The organism is Oceanobacter sp. 5_MG-2023 (assembly GCF_030548165.1).
GTDB lineage: Bacteria > Pseudomonadota > Gammaproteobacteria > Pseudomonadales > Oceanobacteraceae > Oceanobacter.
The window spans coordinates 40,653-54,861 of record NZ_JAUORS010000001.1 but is presented as its reverse complement, the minus strand read 5'-3'; the positions used below and the strand labels follow the sequence as shown (position 1 = coordinate 54,861).

13 protein-coding genes are annotated in these 14,209 nt (G+C 55.3%); 10 read left to right on the top strand and 3 right to left on the bottom strand.

The features are described from left to right. Positions 1-15: 15 nt before the first annotated feature. Entirely contained in the window at positions 16-1,002 is a 987-nt protein-coding gene (locus tag Q4551_RS00260; protein ID WP_303431091.1) for a homoserine kinase, read from the bottom strand. 12 nt (positions 1,003-1,014) lie between these two features. After that, the gene (locus tag Q4551_RS00255) at positions 1,015-1,317 is read right to left on the bottom strand and encodes a DUF2782 domain-containing protein (protein ID WP_303431090.1); all 303 of its coding nucleotides are present in this window, start codon (positions 1,315-1,317) and stop codon (positions 1,015-1,017) included. A 103-nt stretch (positions 1,318-1,420) separates the two neighbouring features. Here Q4551_RS00255 and polA point away from each other — a divergent pair, with 103 nt between their 5' ends. From polA to Q4551_RS00235, 4 genes are all read left to right on the top strand, one after another. After that, entirely contained in the window at positions 1,421-4,225 is a 2,805-nt protein-coding gene (gene polA / locus Q4551_RS00250) for a DNA polymerase I (protein ID WP_303431089.1), read from the top strand. Positions 4,226-4,600: 375 nt separating this feature from the next. Then, the gene (gene modA / locus Q4551_RS00245; RefSeq protein WP_303431088.1) at positions 4,601-5,395 is read left to right on the top strand and encodes a molybdate ABC transporter substrate-binding protein; all 795 of its coding nucleotides are present in this window, start codon (positions 4,601-4,603) and stop codon (positions 5,393-5,395) included. Beyond that, positions 5,392-6,201 carry an ABC transporter permease gene (locus Q4551_RS00240; protein ID WP_303431087.1) on the top strand — a complete coding sequence of 270 codons (810 nt, stop codon included), beginning with the start codon at positions 5,392-5,394 and terminating at the stop codon, positions 6,199-6,201. Before modA ends, Q4551_RS00240 begins: the two co-directional genes overlap by 4 nt. Further along, positions 6,182-6,811: an ABC transporter ATP-binding protein gene (locus Q4551_RS00235; RefSeq protein ID WP_303431086.1), complete on the top strand. Its 630-nt coding sequence runs from the start codon at positions 6,182-6,184 to the stop codon at positions 6,809-6,811. The genes Q4551_RS00240 and Q4551_RS00235 overlap by 20 nt, the downstream gene beginning before the upstream one ends. Positions 6,812-7,090: 279 nt before the next feature. On the opposite strand, the gene yihA is transcribed toward Q4551_RS00235, so the two are convergent. After that, on the bottom strand, positions 7,091-7,801 hold the full coding sequence (gene yihA / locus Q4551_RS00230) for a ribosome biogenesis GTP-binding protein YihA/YsxC (RefSeq protein ID WP_303431085.1): 711 nt from the start codon (positions 7,799-7,801) through the stop codon (positions 7,091-7,093). A gap of 170 nt (positions 7,802-7,971) precedes the next feature. Here yihA and Q4551_RS00225 point away from each other — a divergent pair, with 170 nt between their 5' ends. The 6 genes from Q4551_RS00225 to Q4551_RS16210 all read left to right on the top strand — a co-directional run bounded on the left by Q4551_RS00225 (position 7,972) and on the right by Q4551_RS16210 (position 14,190). After that, complete coding sequence (locus tag Q4551_RS00225; protein ID WP_303431084.1) at positions 7,972-8,280, top strand: cytochrome c5 family protein; 309 nt, start codon at positions 7,972-7,974, stop codon at positions 8,278-8,280. Between the two features lie 60 nt (positions 8,281-8,340). Next, complete coding sequence (locus tag Q4551_RS00220) at positions 8,341-8,967, top strand: cytochrome c (RefSeq protein WP_303431083.1); 627 nt, start codon at positions 8,341-8,343, stop codon at positions 8,965-8,967. 197 nt (positions 8,968-9,164) lie between these two features. Then, positions 9,165-9,797, top strand: coding sequence for a thiol:disulfide interchange protein DsbA/DsbL (locus Q4551_RS00215; RefSeq protein ID WP_303431082.1), 633 nt, complete (start codon positions 9,165-9,167; stop codon positions 9,795-9,797). Between the two features lie 229 nt (positions 9,798-10,026). Beyond that, positions 10,027-11,850, top strand: a complete 1,824-nt coding sequence (gene glmS, locus Q4551_RS00210) for a glutamine--fructose-6-phosphate transaminase (isomerizing) (RefSeq protein ID WP_303431081.1) — start codon at positions 10,027-10,029, stop codon at positions 11,848-11,850. A gap of 131 nt (positions 11,851-11,981) precedes the next feature. Then, positions 11,982-13,934, top strand: a complete 1,953-nt coding sequence (locus Q4551_RS00205) for an RNA-binding domain-containing protein (RefSeq protein WP_303431080.1) — start codon at positions 11,982-11,984, stop codon at positions 13,932-13,934. 70 nt (positions 13,935-14,004) lie between these two features. Further along, the gene (locus Q4551_RS16210; protein ID WP_368501339.1) at positions 14,005-14,190 is read left to right on the top strand and encodes an ATP-binding protein; all 186 of its coding nucleotides are present in this window, start codon (positions 14,005-14,007) and stop codon (positions 14,188-14,190) included. Positions 14,191-14,209 lie beyond the last annotated feature (19 nt).

The window sequence follows — 14,209 nt, the reverse complement described above, 5'->3', positions numbered from 1 at the left end:
CCATGGCCCGTCGTATTAAGCGGCGGGCTGGCGTCTGCGGCACAGTTTGTCGCGGTATTCCGCCGGATCCTTGCTGATCGCCATTTGCCCGTCGGCGGCGGTCAGCTGGGCTGACTGCAGCTGTTGGGTCAATATCCGGCTGAGCCAGAATCTCAATGCCGCGCCACGCAAGGCCATTGGCCAAAGCGCCTGTTCGGCTTCAGTGAACGGCCGTACCGACTGATAACCCTCCAGCAAGGCCTCCAGCAAGTTGTACTGCCAGTTACCATGGCTGTCGCAACACCAGTCGTTGGCAGCAATGGCAAGGTCAAAAATCCAGGCGTCCTGACAAGCGTTATACAAATCCAGAATGGCCCCCAGTTTCGGGCCAGCAGCGGTATTTTCAAACAACACGTTATCGTGGAACAGATCACCGTGAATCCAGCCATGGGGTAACGACAGCCAGTCTCCCCGGATCTGTTGCTGCTGCTGGATCTCATCTCGCAACAGGGCCATATCGGCTTCATTCAGGACATGGGTCAGTGTGCCCGCCATATAAGTCCACCAGTCGAGACTGCGACTGTTGGGGCGCTGGACATCAAGGTCTGCTGCCGCCAGATGCAATTGTGCCAGTCCGGCGGCGGCCTGGCGGGCATGACTGGCAGTTGGATGCTCGACATGCTCGCCCGCCAGACGCGGACACAGAATTGCCGGTTTGTGTTCGAGGGAAAACAGCCACTGGCCATCACGATTGGCGATGGGTGCGGGCACAGGTAACGATGACGATTGCCCGGCAGCATTGGCGCGGCCAAGATGATTGGCCAGCGCAACAAATTGCTCGACTTCATCGGCAGCATGGTGCTCAAACAACGTCAGCACAAACTCACCGGCCGTGGTAGTGACAAAGTAATTGGTATTTTCAATACCTCCGGCGATGCCGCGCAAAGACAGCAGCGAGCCGAGCTCGAATTGTTCGAGCCAGACGGCCAGAGTGGATTGTGGGACGGGCGTATAGACAGACATAACGTGATTATATCACCAGCGGAAGATAACCCATTTGGGTACGACGATATCGGGATTGTCTTTGCGGACAAAGTTATCCCCTTGAGATTCTGGTACCAGGTAATACGGCTTGCCTACTTTGGGCTCGACCTTGATTTCAACCAGTTCGCCATTGACCCGGAACTCATAAAAGGTTTTGTCGCCATCATTACGGATGGTAACAGACTCTCCACTTGGGTCGGCCGCAAAGCCAACGCTCGAAAACAGCGCTGAAGCCAGAGTAACACCCAGCATCACGGTGGCACGACGGAGGTTCAGACGAGTCGGGGTCTTCATGTTAGGATGCCTTTCAATTTCAATTCTTCCTTATTGTATGCCGACCCGGACGTGAACCCCAGCGCCAGCGGCCGGATTTTGCCGAGTCTACAGGAATTCTGTTATGCCCAAGTCTGTTGTTCTTATCGACGGATCTTCCTATCTGTTCCGTGCCTTTCATGCCATTCCACTGCTGACCAATTCACGCGGTGTGCACACCAATGCAGTGAAAGGCGTGATCAGCATGATCAAACGACTGCAAAAAGACTATCCCGATGCCCAGATGGTGGCGGTGTTTGATGCCAAAGGCAAAACCTTTCGTAACGATATGTACCCGGAGTACAAAGCCAATCGCCCGCCAATGCCGGACGAGCTGCGCGAACAAATCGCCCCCATCCATGACATCATCCGCGCCATGGGCCTGCCGCTGCTGATTGTCGACGGTGTGGAAGCCGACGACGTTATCGGCACGTTGGCGGCCCAGGCCGAAGCCAGCCAGTGTCAGGTGGTTATTTCCACTGGCGACAAGGACATGGCGCAGCTGGTAGACCCGCACGTTTCGCTGATCAATACCATGACCAGCACCTTTCTGGATGTCGACGGGGTAAAAGAAAAATTTGGCGTACCTCCAGAGCACATCATCGACTACCTGGCGCTGATGGGCGACAAGGTCGATAACATTCCCGGCGTGCCCAAGGTTGGTGAAAAAACCGCCGTCGGGCTGGTGGCTGGATTAGGCTCGCTGGAAACCATCTACGCCAATCTGGATCAGGTCAAGACCCTCAGCTTCCGTGGTGCCAAAACCCTGGCGCCAAAGCTGGAAGAACACAAGGACCAGGCCTTTCTGTCGAAAGAGCTGGCCACCATCAAATGTGATGTCGAGCTGCCGCAATCGCTGGGAGAGTTGCACAGTACGACAACCGACACCGATGCCTTGCTGGCGCTGTATCAGAGCATGGAATTCAAAGCCTGGATCGCCGAGTTATCGGAGGCATCCAGTAACCCGCCCGAAGCCAACAGCTCTGACAGCCGACCCTCAAGTGCCAGCGCTGAACAGCCGTTGGCAACCGCTGCTGACACCGCCACGGAAGTGGATGTCCCGACCGTCAGTGCTGAACCGGGTGAATACGAGCTGGTGCTGACGCAGGCCGACCTCGACCGCTGGGTTGAGCAGCTCAAAGCCAGTGAACTGTTTGCCTTCGATACCGAAACCACCTCGCTTAACTACAAGGACGCCCGCATTGTGGGCGTCTCGTTTGCGGTGGAAGCCGGCCAGGCTGCTTACGTACCATTGGCACATGATTATGACGGCGCACCGGAACAGCTCGACCGCGACACCGTATTGGCACAACTCAAGCCGCTGCTGGAAGATAACAACCACAAAAAAGTCGGCCAACACATGAAGTACGACGCCCACGTACTGGCCAACCACGGTATTCACCTGCAAGGGGTGCAGTTCGATACCCAGCTGGAAAGCTATGTGCTGGATTCCGTCGCGACCCGTCATGATATGGACAGCCTGGCGTCAAAGTATCTGGAATATCAAACCACCTCGTTTGAAGACGTGGCGGGCAAGGGCGTCAAACAAAAAACCTTTAATCAGGTTGAACTCGATATGGCCGGGCCATACGCCGCCGAAGACGCCGATATCACCCTGCGTCTGCATCAGACCCTGTGGCCCCAACTGCAAAATCAGGGCGCATTGGCGAAGGTTTTTACTGACATTGAAATGCCCGTTATGCCGATCCTTACGGCGATGGAATCCCTCGGGGCACTGATTGATGCCGACAAACTGCATGAGCAAAGCGCCGAGCTGGAGCAAAAACTGCAGCAGCTGGAGCAGCAGGCTCACGACGTGGCGGGACAAGTCTTTAACCTTGGGTCGCCCAAGCAGCTGGGCGAAATCCTGTATCAGAAACTCGGCTTGCCCGTGAAAAAGAAAACCCCGAAAGGGGCACCGTCAACGGCGGAAGAAGTGCTGCTGCAGCTGGCGGAAGAAGGCCATGAACTGCCCAAAATCATCCTCGAAAACCGGGGGTTGGCGAAATTAAAAAGCACCTATACCGACAAGTTACCCACCATGATTGCCGGATCGACCGGGCGGGTGCACACCTCCTACCATCAGGCTGTGGCTGCCACCGGGCGCTTGTCGTCCAGTGATCCGAACTTACAGAATATTCCGATCCGCTCTGAGGAAGGTCGCCGTATTCGTCAGGCATTTATCGCGCCGCCAGGCTACCGGCTGGTGGCGGCAGATTACTCCCAGATTGAACTGCGCATCATGGCGCACCTGTCGGGTGATGACGGTTTGTTGAAAGCCTTCAGCGAAGGCCGGGATGTACACCGGGCTACCGCGGCAGAAGTCTTTGGTGTTGATGAAGCCGACGTCACCGACAACCAGCGCCGCAGCGCCAAGGCGATCAACTTTGGTTTGATTTATGGCATGTCGGCGTTTGGGTTGGCAAAGCAGCTGGGCATTGGCCGTGGCGAAGCCCAGGATTACGTCAACCTCTACTTCGAACGTTACCCCGGTGTGCGGGAATATATGGACAACACCCGTGAACACGCCAAAGACCTGGGCTATGTCGAAACCATCTTTGGCCGTCGTCTGTACCTGCCGGAAATAAAATCCCGCAACGGCCAGCGTCGTCAACACGCAGAACGTACCGCGATCAACGCGCCGATGCAGGGCAGCGCCGCCGACATTATCAAGCGCGCCATGATTCGGGTCGCCAACTGGCTACCGGATTCCGGGTTTGATGCCCGCATGGTCATGCAAGTGCACGATGAACTGGTGCTGGAAGTACGCGCAGAAGAAGCGGATGTATTTGCTGAAGCCCTGAAACAGCAAATGCAGGGCGCGGCTGAATTACGGGTACCGCTGCTGGTGGAAGCCGGGATCGGTGACAACTGGGATGAGGCTCACTGAGCCTCGCTGTTCTACGGCGCTTGTGGTCTGAGTCATCAGGAGAGCGGTGATCAGCAGGCGCCATCGTTCTGCACTGGCTTGACGGTATCGACTGCGAAAACCTGTCATGCCAAGGCTCGACCGAACGATACCGAATGGAATCCCGTGCACTCGCCTTTGAACTCGCCTCTCACTCTCTGTGGGCGATTTTGTCTTATCCACGACAATGTCGGGTTTCTCTCCTGCCAAACCTTGCCACCGCCATCCGCAGAGATTGGCTGTTGGAAGTGAGATGGCGCTGCTGACGTGAGGTTCTGACGGTTTTGGATTGACTGGCCCGGTTGGTCTGACTTGTGCTTCGTTATATATAAAATTATATAACGGTAGGAATATTGTATGGTTTCATCGAAATGGACTCACCGCCTGACAGCGACACTGGTTGCCATGCTGATGTTGGGGGGTTCTGCCCGGATATGGGCCGTCGAGCTGAAAGTTTACGCAGGTGCCGGTTTACGACCGGCCATCGATGCTCTGGTACAGGAGTACCAACGTCAAAGCGGTGATCAGGTACGAGTGGAATACGGAGGCTCGGGCGCAATCCTGACGCGTTATCAACTCAGCCATCAGGGAGATGTGTTTATCCCCGGCTCACGAATGTACTTCGATAAACTGGCGGGAGAGGTGCTCTCGGTACACGACATTGTGGCGCACACTCCGGTGATTGGCGTCAGTCTCCGCCGAGGTGCCAATGTCCAGCGCCTGGATGACCTGACCCAGCCCGGCCTTCGAGTGGCATTGGGAGACCCGAAAGCCATGGCACTGGGGCGCACTGCCGAACATATTCTGAATGCTTCCGGACAGGGAGACGCCATTCGTCGTAACACGGTGATGCGGGCAGGGACGGTCAAGCAACTGGCGATGTACTTGGTTCAAGGGGAGGTGGACGCTGCCATCATTGGACGTACCGAAGCCTTTCTGAACGCTGGGCATATCCGCATGGTGGCCATTCCAGAGTATTTGTATCAACCCGAAATCGTTGCTGCCGGGGTGCTGAAAAGCAGCCAACACCCGGATCAGGCCCAGGCCCTGGTGGATTTTCTGACCTCCGCAGAGGGGGTTGCCGGGTTTGAAAAGGTCGGGTTTTTACCCATCCAATCCACCTGGCAAGCTTCGCAGGCAGCAACAAAATGAACTGGCTTGGGCTGCTGTTTGCACTGCCGCTGGTGCTGATGGCGCTGGTAATTATTGGGGTTGTGGGAGCCCTGGTGAGCTATTTGTCACCGGGCGACTTGCAGAGTGCGCTGCTGTCGGAAGAAACCCTGTTTGCCGTCGGGATGAGTCTGCAAACCTCGTTATTATCGCTGGCGCTGGCATTGCTGTTGGCGGTACCGGCGGCTCATTGTTTGGCACGACAGGCATTTCCCGGCAAAGCAATGGTGGAGACCTTACTGGATTTACCCATGGTAACGCCGCCGCTGGTTGCCGGGGTCGGCTTGTTGTTTTTGCTGGGCTACCAAAGCCCGGTCGGAGCTGCGTTGGCGGCGGCGGGTATCAATCTGCTGTTTTCTCCTGCCGGTATTGTGCTGGCGCAAACGTACGTCGCGGCTTCTATTATCGTGCGTACGGCGCGAGCGGCATTTGCCAGCGTGGATCAGGATTACGCGCGTATGGCCTGGACGCTTGGCCTATCACCCGGATGGGCATTTTTACTGGTAGAAATCCCGATGGCAGCCCGAGGCTTGGTGACTGCGGCAGTCTTGGGGTGGGCACGGGCTCTGGGTGAATTTGGAGCCACCTTGATGGTGGCCGGAGCGACACGGATGTATACCGAAACACTGCCGATGGCGGTGTATCTGAATATTGCCAGCGGTGAAACCGGTCTGGCGGTTGCCTGTGCCCTGATTTTGCTGGGGCTGGCGTTTCTGTTGCTTTTGGCAACCCGCCTGGTGGACAGGGATACGCCAAAGGAGGTGGAATATGTCGGCCGTGGCGCTTGAAAAAATCAGCAGCCAGATTCTGCACGAGGTTTCCCTGAATGTGGCCGATGGAGAAGCGGTCGCGATCCAAGGGCCGTCCGGCTCTGGAAAAAGTACCTTGCTGAAAGTGGTGGCCGGTTTGGTTGCCCATCAGGGGCGCGTCTTGTTTGATGATACCGCGGTACATGGCTGGGCACCTCACCGCCGACGGTTGGGGTATCTGAGCCAGGATTTGCATTTGTTCCCGCATCTGACGGTACGGCAGAATGTCTGGCTGTCTCTGGCATTCGGGTTTGACCATCAGGGTTCTCGCGCCGAGCGGATTGAAGAGGCCCTGTGTCTGGCCCGCGCGCAACATTTGCACAACCGTTATCCCGCCCAGCTGTCTGGTGGCGAACGGCAACGGGCTGCTCTGGCCCGTTGTCTCGCCCGGCGACCGGGAGTGCTGTTGCTGGATGAGCCGTTTTCAAGCCTGGATCTGGGGAATCGACACACCATCTGGCGTGACTTGAATGCACTGCGACAGCCGTCGCAAATGACCTTGTTACTGGTCACTCATGATGAAACTGAAGCGCAGGTATTGGCAGATCGTACGGTTTGGCTGCAGCATGGCCAGATTGTGTCGAGGTGATTATTCCATGCTGTGCTCCAGCCTGGCGGCCAGAGGTTCTGGGAGATGGTAAAAAAGACCCGGGCGTTATGGAAATCACGACCGGGTCAACTTCGGATTCTGGAGGAATGACCGAAGACTGGAAACCAGTCGCCTGTTCCAGTATTCCGTGCGGGGAACTGTCCCACTGTACTGCATAAGCACACAGATAGTGCGGTTACTGGCCGCCACCATACTGCGTTTACAGTGAGATGTGACTCAGATCAACCGTTTCCGAGTGCAGCCAGGCTATCTGGATGCTCAGTCATCACCGGAATCAGAATCGTTTGGGGCAGCCGCAGGCAGGTCAGTAATGCCCGGGTCGATATCATCTTCAGGATCAGCGCCAACCGTATCGCCCGGTGGCAAGAACCACTGGTTAAGACGCCGTTTCAATTCCTCCAGTCCATCGCCATTCAGCGATGAAAACATCTGCACGGATACATCTGTTGAGCTGTCACGTACCGCTTGCTGGACCTTTAGCAACGTGCTTTTGGCAGCCCCTCGTTTGAGTTTGTCGGATTTTGTCAGTACCAGATGGAGAGGCATACCGTTATCATTGGCCCATTCCAGCATGCGCTGGTCGTAATCGGTCAGTGGATGACGTATATCCATTAGTAGTACCAGGCCGACCAGCGCTTCGCGTTTTTGCAAATAGTTGCCGAGCTCTTTTTGCCAAGCATTTTTGACGCCAATAGGCACCTTGGCATAGCCATAGCCTGGCAAGTCAACCAGGGCCAGCGGCAGTTCACCAAGCTGAAAATAGTTGATCAGCTGGGTTCGACCGGGTGTTTTACTGGTTCGGGCCAGTTTTTTCTGCCCCGTCAGCCGGTTGAGTGCACTGGATTTCCCTGCATTGGAGCGGCCTGCAAAGGCGACTTCACGCGTGATTTCGCCAGGGCATTGGCTCAATGTGGCGGCGCTACGAAGGTAGTTGGTCTTGGTGTAAGTCAATGAATCCTGATTTGGCATAGGGTAAACGTAATGACCGTCCGGTTTTTGATGATATATAATGCTGGGCCTTTGAATGGCGCAGCCAGTCTAGCACAGGGTGTAACATTCCGGGCGGAGTCTCTGATGCACGCCGAGCAGAGTAAAAAATTAGCCTGATATTATAACGACTGATGAGAGAGAACGTCACAATGACCAAACTTCTGACCCTGCTTGCGGTATCAGCTGCCGCCATGTCTGCCAACGTTAACGCATTTGATGCGGAAGCCAAATACAATACCTCTTGTGGAGCGTGCCATGCTCCACAAGTTGCGCCAATGATCGGCTCACCTACCGCTTTTGATGCGGCAGCCTGGGCTCCTCGATTGGAAAAAGGTATGGATACACTGGTAAGCCACGTAACCAACGGTTTTAATGCCATGCCTCCACGCGGACTTTGCATGGATTGTTCCGCAGAAGACTATAAAGCGCTGATTACTTACATGTCGACGCCCAAATAAAGCAGCAGTGACAAACGTCGACTGCGACGACAAGAATTAACTTACTAACTGGATCTGACGATGAAAAACCTGTTGATTAGCCTGATTGTTTCAGCCGGACTGATGTCCGCGGCCCAAGCTGGTGAAGCGGCCTCCGCCTACCAGGGCGATGCCGATGCCGGCAAAGCAAAATCTGCTACCTGTGCTGCTTGCCACGGGGCAGACGGTAACAGCATGGTGCCAACATTCCCCAAACTGGCTGGGCAGGGCAAGGTGTACCTTGCCAAGCAGCTCCAGGATATTCGTGATGGACGTCGTCAGGTGCTTGAAATGACAGCCTTTGTTGCCGGACTGAGCGACAACGACATTGCCGACCTGGCCGCTTACTTCAACTCCCAGGCACCTAGCGGTGGCGGAGCCAAAGAAGAACTGGTTGAACTGGGCGAAAAAATCTACCGCGCCGGCATCGAAGAAAAAGGCGTACCAGCCTGTATGGCGTGCCACGGCCCAAGCGGCAAGGGCATCGAACTGGCAGCCTTCCCCATGCTGTCAGGTCAGCATGAGGCCTATATCTCCAAACAGCTGCATGATTTCAGCTCCGGTGCCCGTACCAACGACGGTGACAGCCGTATGATGCGAGCTACCTCATACCGATTGCACGATTCTGAAATCGAAGCGGTCTCGTCCTATATTCAGGGCCTGCGTTAAGCATGCTAACGAAAAAAAGCGGCTTCGGCCGCTTTTTTTCTGCGCCTGGGTTGGGGAACCACAGCAGGCCATCTGAGCAAAAAACGCCAACGGCGGAATGAATATCCTGCTTTGCCAGACAGTAGTTGAACCTTTGTTCAAAATCGCACCTAATTGGCAAATCTGAATCGCGACTTTAACCCTGACTGGAGATTTCTATGCTTTCGCTGATCAAACAATGGATAGCAGTACCCCTGCTGTTGATTAGCTCACTCACTTTGGCGGCAGAATACGAAGCCGGAGTGCATTACGACGTTTTGGCCGAGCCTGTGCCGGTTATGGCCGATGGCAAAGTCCACGTGGAAGAAGCCTTCTGGTATGGCTGCCCACACTGCTTCCACCTGGACAGCTTTCTGGGCAAATGGGAAAGCACCTTGCCTGCAGATGTTGAATTTACCCGCGTTCCTGCCATGTTCGGTCGTGCCTGGGTTGCACACGCGCAGTTGTTCTATGTAGCCGATGTGCTGGGTATTCTCGACCAGGTACACACGCCGATTTTCCGAGCCATCAATCTGGAAAAACAACGCCTGCTGGATAAAGACGACCAACGCGATTTTCTGGTCAAAAACGGCGGCATTACCGCAGCCCAGTTTGACAAGGCGTACGACAACTTTGCCGTCAAATCCCGCATGAGCCAGGGTGACAAACGTATCCGCTCATTCAACATCAGCGGTGTACCGGCATTGATTGTACAAGGTAAATACGTTGTGTCTGCCAGTACTGCCGGTGGCCAGGATAAAATGACATCCGTTGTGGATTATCTGGTCGAAAAAGAACGCAGCGCCAAATAACCGTAACTGATAACAACCCGCGCACCGGCAGAATAGCCGCTGGTGCGCGGTGCTCCCCGATCAACCACCATCACCATGCTTTCTCCTCTTCTTCGCGTGGCCCTCACGCACCAGAACCAGCGCCCGGATACTGGTATTCCAGACGAACCTGACACAGCGAATATAGCGGAGTGTGGTAATCTTTCGCCTTCCAGTTCAGCGCGTCGGATTATCTTCAGGAGTATATGGTATGTGTGGCATTGTCGGAGCAGTAGCCCAGCGGGATGTAGTCGAAATATTGCTGGAAGGCCTGCGTCGTCTCGAATACCGGGGCTATGACTCTGCTGGCGTCGCCATTCTCGACGCCACCCAACCGGCACCGGCACTGACCCGGGTGCGACGACTGGGCAAGGTGCAGGAACTGGCCAATGCCATCGCGGCAACCGGCTTGCCCGGAGGACTGGGCATTGCCCATACACGCTGGGCCACCCACGGCGAACCCTCCGAAGCCAACGCCCATCCCCATATCTCCGGGGATATTGCCGTCGTTCATAACGGCATTATTGAAAACCACGCCAGTCTGCGCCGGGAATTACAAGCCGACGGCTACCACTTTGAGTCCCAGACCGATACCGAAGTGATCGCCCACCTGATCGCCCGAGCAGTAACCTCCGGCGAGTCTTTGCTGGCCGCCGTCAAACAGGTACGCCAACGCCTGGAAGGCGCTTACGGCATGGTCGCCGTGAACCGCGCCACTCCCGACCGCATGGTCGTTGCCCGTTCCGGCAGCCCGCTGGTGATTGGTTTCGGGATTGGCGAACACTTCGTCGCCTCCGACCAGCTCGCACTGCTACCAGTAACCCGCAAATTTGCCTTTCTCGAAGAAGGCGACGTGGCCGAGATCACCCGCCAGAGTGTGCAGATATTCAACATCGACAACGAAGCCGTTGAACGAGAGACCCGCGAAACCTCAGTCGAACACGACGCCGGCGACAAAGGCGAATATCGCCACTACATGCTCAAGGAAATCCACGAGCAGCCCCAAGCCATCGCCAACACCCTCGAAGGACGCCTGCACAACGGCCAGCTCAACCTTGAAGCCCTGGGTGACCTCAGTGACATCGACAACGTCCAGATCATCGCCTGCGGCACCAGCTACCACGCTGGCGTAACTGCCCGCTACTGGATCGAAGCCCTGGCCGGACTCAGCTGCAACGTCGAAATCGCCTCCGAATTCCGCTATCGCCAGCCCGTCGTCAGACCCAACACCTTGCTGGTAACCATCTCCCAGAGCGGTGAAACAGCAGATACTCTGGCAGCACTGAAACTGGCCAAACAACTGGGGTTTCGCAAAACCCTCTCCATTTGCAACGTACCCGGCTCCTCGCTGGTGCGTGAATCCGATATGGCACTGATGACCCGCGCCGGTGCCGAAATTGGCGTTGCCTCCACCAAAGCCTTTACCACCCAGCTCACCGCATTGTTACTGCTCACCGCCGGGCTGGCACAACAACACCCCGATGCCGATGCCATTCAGCAGCGCATCGCCACCGCCCTGGCCCAACTGCCAGGACTGATCCAGCAAGCACTGAAAATGAACGACCAGATCGAACAACTGGCCGAACGCTTCGCCGACAAACACAACGCCCTGTTCCTTGGCCGTGGCGACCAATACCCCATTGCCATGGAAGGCGCGCTCAAACTCAAGGAAATTTCCTACATCCACGCCGAAGCCTACGCCGCCGGAGAACTCAAACACGGCCCGTTGGCACTGATCGACGCCGAAATGCCCATTGTGGTGGTAGCGCCCCATAACGACCTGGTCGAAAAACTCAAATCCAACATCGAAGAAGTCCGCGCCCGGGGCGGCGAACTCTACGTCTTTGCCGGACAAGCCACCGAAATCACCCCCGCCGACAACATGATCGTACTGTCGATGCCCGCCTGCGACGACCTGATCGCCCCGATTGTCTACACCCTGCCACTGCAACTGCTCAGCTACCACGTCGCCATTATCAAAGGCACCGACGTCGACCAGCCGAGGAACCTGGCCAAAAGCGTGACGGTGGAGTGATAGGGGTGGTGTAGAGGGCACCAACCCGGTACGACAGTCAGCCCTTCGCTACTTTTCGGAAAATCCCGGGTGCCGAGTGGTTAACGGACAAGCGGTGGGTAAAAACCCAGTAACAGGGAGACGGATTACACATGAACGAATTTACTGCTGAAGAGTTACTGGAGCAGCTGCAACTGCTGGATGAATGCACGCGTATTGAAGCCAAGCGCGGCTCGGACATTGGCAGTTCCGTGATGCAAACTATCTGCGCCTTTGCTAACGAGCCGGGCCTGGGTGGAGGTTACCTGCTGTTAGGGGTATCGGAGCCAGACCAACAGCACGACCGGTTTTATGTGTGCGGTGTCAGCAATACCGATCAGCTGTTAGGGCAGTTGCAAAACAACTGCCGTGAACAGTTTGAGCAGAGTATCCCGGTGTCTGCAGAAGCTGTTCAGCTTGAAGGAAAAACCTTGATTCTGGTCTTTGTGCCCGAGTTGGAGCCAGCAGCCAAACCCAGTACTTTCAAGGGTAAATTCGATAGCAAGAACAAGCGCAAAACCGGTGTCTGGCGGCGCGGTCTGAACGGCGATTACGAATGTACCCAGTCCGAGCTGGAACCTTTACTGCTGGCCAAAAGTGGCTTGGGTTTTGAGCAGGTAATTCTGCCTGATGCCGAATGGGATGACCTCGATCCGGATGTAATTGCACTGTATCGCCAGTTGCGTGCGCGTGTGCGTCCTTATGCTGAGGAGTTACAGGCTAACGATCAAGAGATGCTGCGGGCACTGAATCTGGTCAAGAAACAAAACGGCGAGTGGCTGCCGAATGTGGCAGGTTTGTTAATGATGGGAAAACCGTTGGCACTGCGCCGCTTGTTGCCGTCGGTGCGGGTTGATTACGTTCGCAGCAGTGGCGTTCAATGGGTTGAAGACCCGGAACAGCGGTTTCAGACTACACTGGATCTGCGTGAACCCTTGCTGCGTCTGATTCCCAAACTGGAAGCCGCCATTCTGGATGATCTGCCCAAACACTTTCGTCTACCGGAAGGCAGTACCCAGCGCAGTGATCAGCCACTGTTACCGCAAAAGGTTGTTCGGGAAGCCGTAGTAAACGCCCTGATGCATCGGGATTATCAGGTGCAGCAGCCCATTCTGGTGGTGCGCTACAGTAACCGTATCGACATCCGTAACGCAGGATATTCACTCAAACCAGAAGCCATGTTAGGTGAAATGGGTTCAAAGCTGAGAAACCCTGTGATTGCTGCCGTGTTATACGATCTGAGTTTTGCGGAGACCAAAGGCTCCGGGATTCGTACCATGCGTAATCTGCTGCAGCAGGTTGGATTGACAGCTCCGGTATTCTCCAGCCATGTGATTGCCAATGAGTTTCAGGCTACATACCTGCTGCATCACCTGTTGGGTGAAGACCAGCTGGCGTGGCTTAGCCAGTTCAAACAGCTGCAACTGACGAATGATGAAGCCAGAGCCCTGATTCTGGCGAAGGAAACCGGTGCGGTCGATAACGCTGGTCTGCGTGCTGTAACCGGGCTGGATACATTGGCGGCCAGTCAGGTGCTAGGTAGGTTGCATCATCAGCATTGCTTGTTGGTGAAGGGAGGCGCAGGACCAGCAACCTATTATCAGCTGGCTGATTGGACATCTGATGCTGATGAATTGTCTCTATTTGGAAGTCAGGAAGCGGCAAATACAAGTGACCTCGAGGCAAATACAAGTGACCTCGAGGCAAATACAAGTGACCTCGAGGCAAATACAAGTGAGTTGGATCTGGCTGAAGCACTTCAGGGGAAAATCAAACAACTTTCTCCAAAAGCAAGAAAAGACAAACTTTGGCTTATTCTTGTCTGGCTATGTGGCTTGCGTCCCTATAAAGCAGACGAACTGGCTCAGCTACTGAGTCGTGAAGAACGGTCTCTCAAACATAATCACCTGAGAGAACTCAGGGAAAAAGAAGGACTGATTGATTACCGATTCCCCGAGGTAGTGAACCACCCAGAGCAGGCCTATCAGACCACGGCAAAAGGCATTCAGTGGTTAAGGGATCAGGGTATTTCCCTGACAACAGACAATGTTGATGACGGATATTAATCCATTGCTCACTGGAAAGCCCGGATGCAGCCGCTGACTCTGGTAATCGGCGGGTAACATTTACGCAACATTGGGCAGCTTCGAGCTGCTGGATATTCCGTTAGCCCCGACAGAAAAACGGTCGTCCAACGTGATGGTTCTGGTTGGTAACAATGGTGCTGGTAAAATCACCATGCTGAATGCGCTGGCTTATGCATTGAGCTGGCTGGTTGCGCGCGCTGGTATCTATCTATATGGATGCTATTCAGGAAGGTGAACTGACACAGGAGTTGGTT

Excerpts from the sequence above, each read along its gene's own strand:
- glmS (WP_303431081.1), top strand. The coding sequence starts at position 10,027 with ATGTGTGGCATTGTCGGAGCAGTAGCCCAGCGGGATGTAGTCGAAATA.
- Q4551_RS00205 (WP_303431080.1), top strand. The coding sequence starts at position 11,982 with ATGAACGAATTTACTGCTGAAGAGTTACTGGAGCAGCTGCAACTGCTG.
- yihA (WP_303431085.1), bottom strand. The coding sequence starts at position 7,801 with ATGCCAAATCAGGATTCATTGACTTACACCAAGACCAACTACCTTCGT.
- Q4551_RS00215 (WP_303431082.1), top strand. The coding sequence starts at position 9,165 with ATGCTTTCGCTGATCAAACAATGGATAGCAGTACCCCTGCTGTTGATT.
- polA (WP_303431089.1), top strand. The coding sequence starts at position 1,421 with ATGCCCAAGTCTGTTGTTCTTATCGACGGATCTTCCTATCTGTTCCGT.
- Q4551_RS00235 (WP_303431086.1), top strand. The coding sequence starts at position 6,182 with ATGTCGGCCGTGGCGCTTGAAAAAATCAGCAGCCAGATTCTGCACGAG.
- Q4551_RS00225 (WP_303431084.1), top strand. The coding sequence starts at position 7,972 with ATGACCAAACTTCTGACCCTGCTTGCGGTATCAGCTGCCGCCATGTCT.
- Q4551_RS00255 (WP_303431090.1), bottom strand. The coding sequence starts at position 1,317 with ATGAAGACCCCGACTCGTCTGAACCTCCGTCGTGCCACCGTGATGCTG.
- Q4551_RS00220 (WP_303431083.1), top strand. The coding sequence starts at position 8,341 with ATGAAAAACCTGTTGATTAGCCTGATTGTTTCAGCCGGACTGATGTCC.
- modA (WP_303431088.1), top strand. The coding sequence starts at position 4,601 with ATGGTTTCATCGAAATGGACTCACCGCCTGACAGCGACACTGGTTGCC.
- Q4551_RS00260 (WP_303431091.1), bottom strand. The coding sequence starts at position 1,002 with ATGTCTGTCTATACGCCCGTCCCACAATCCACTCTGGCCGTCTGGCTC.
- Q4551_RS00240 (WP_303431087.1), top strand. The coding sequence starts at position 5,392 with ATGAACTGGCTTGGGCTGCTGTTTGCACTGCCGCTGGTGCTGATGGCG.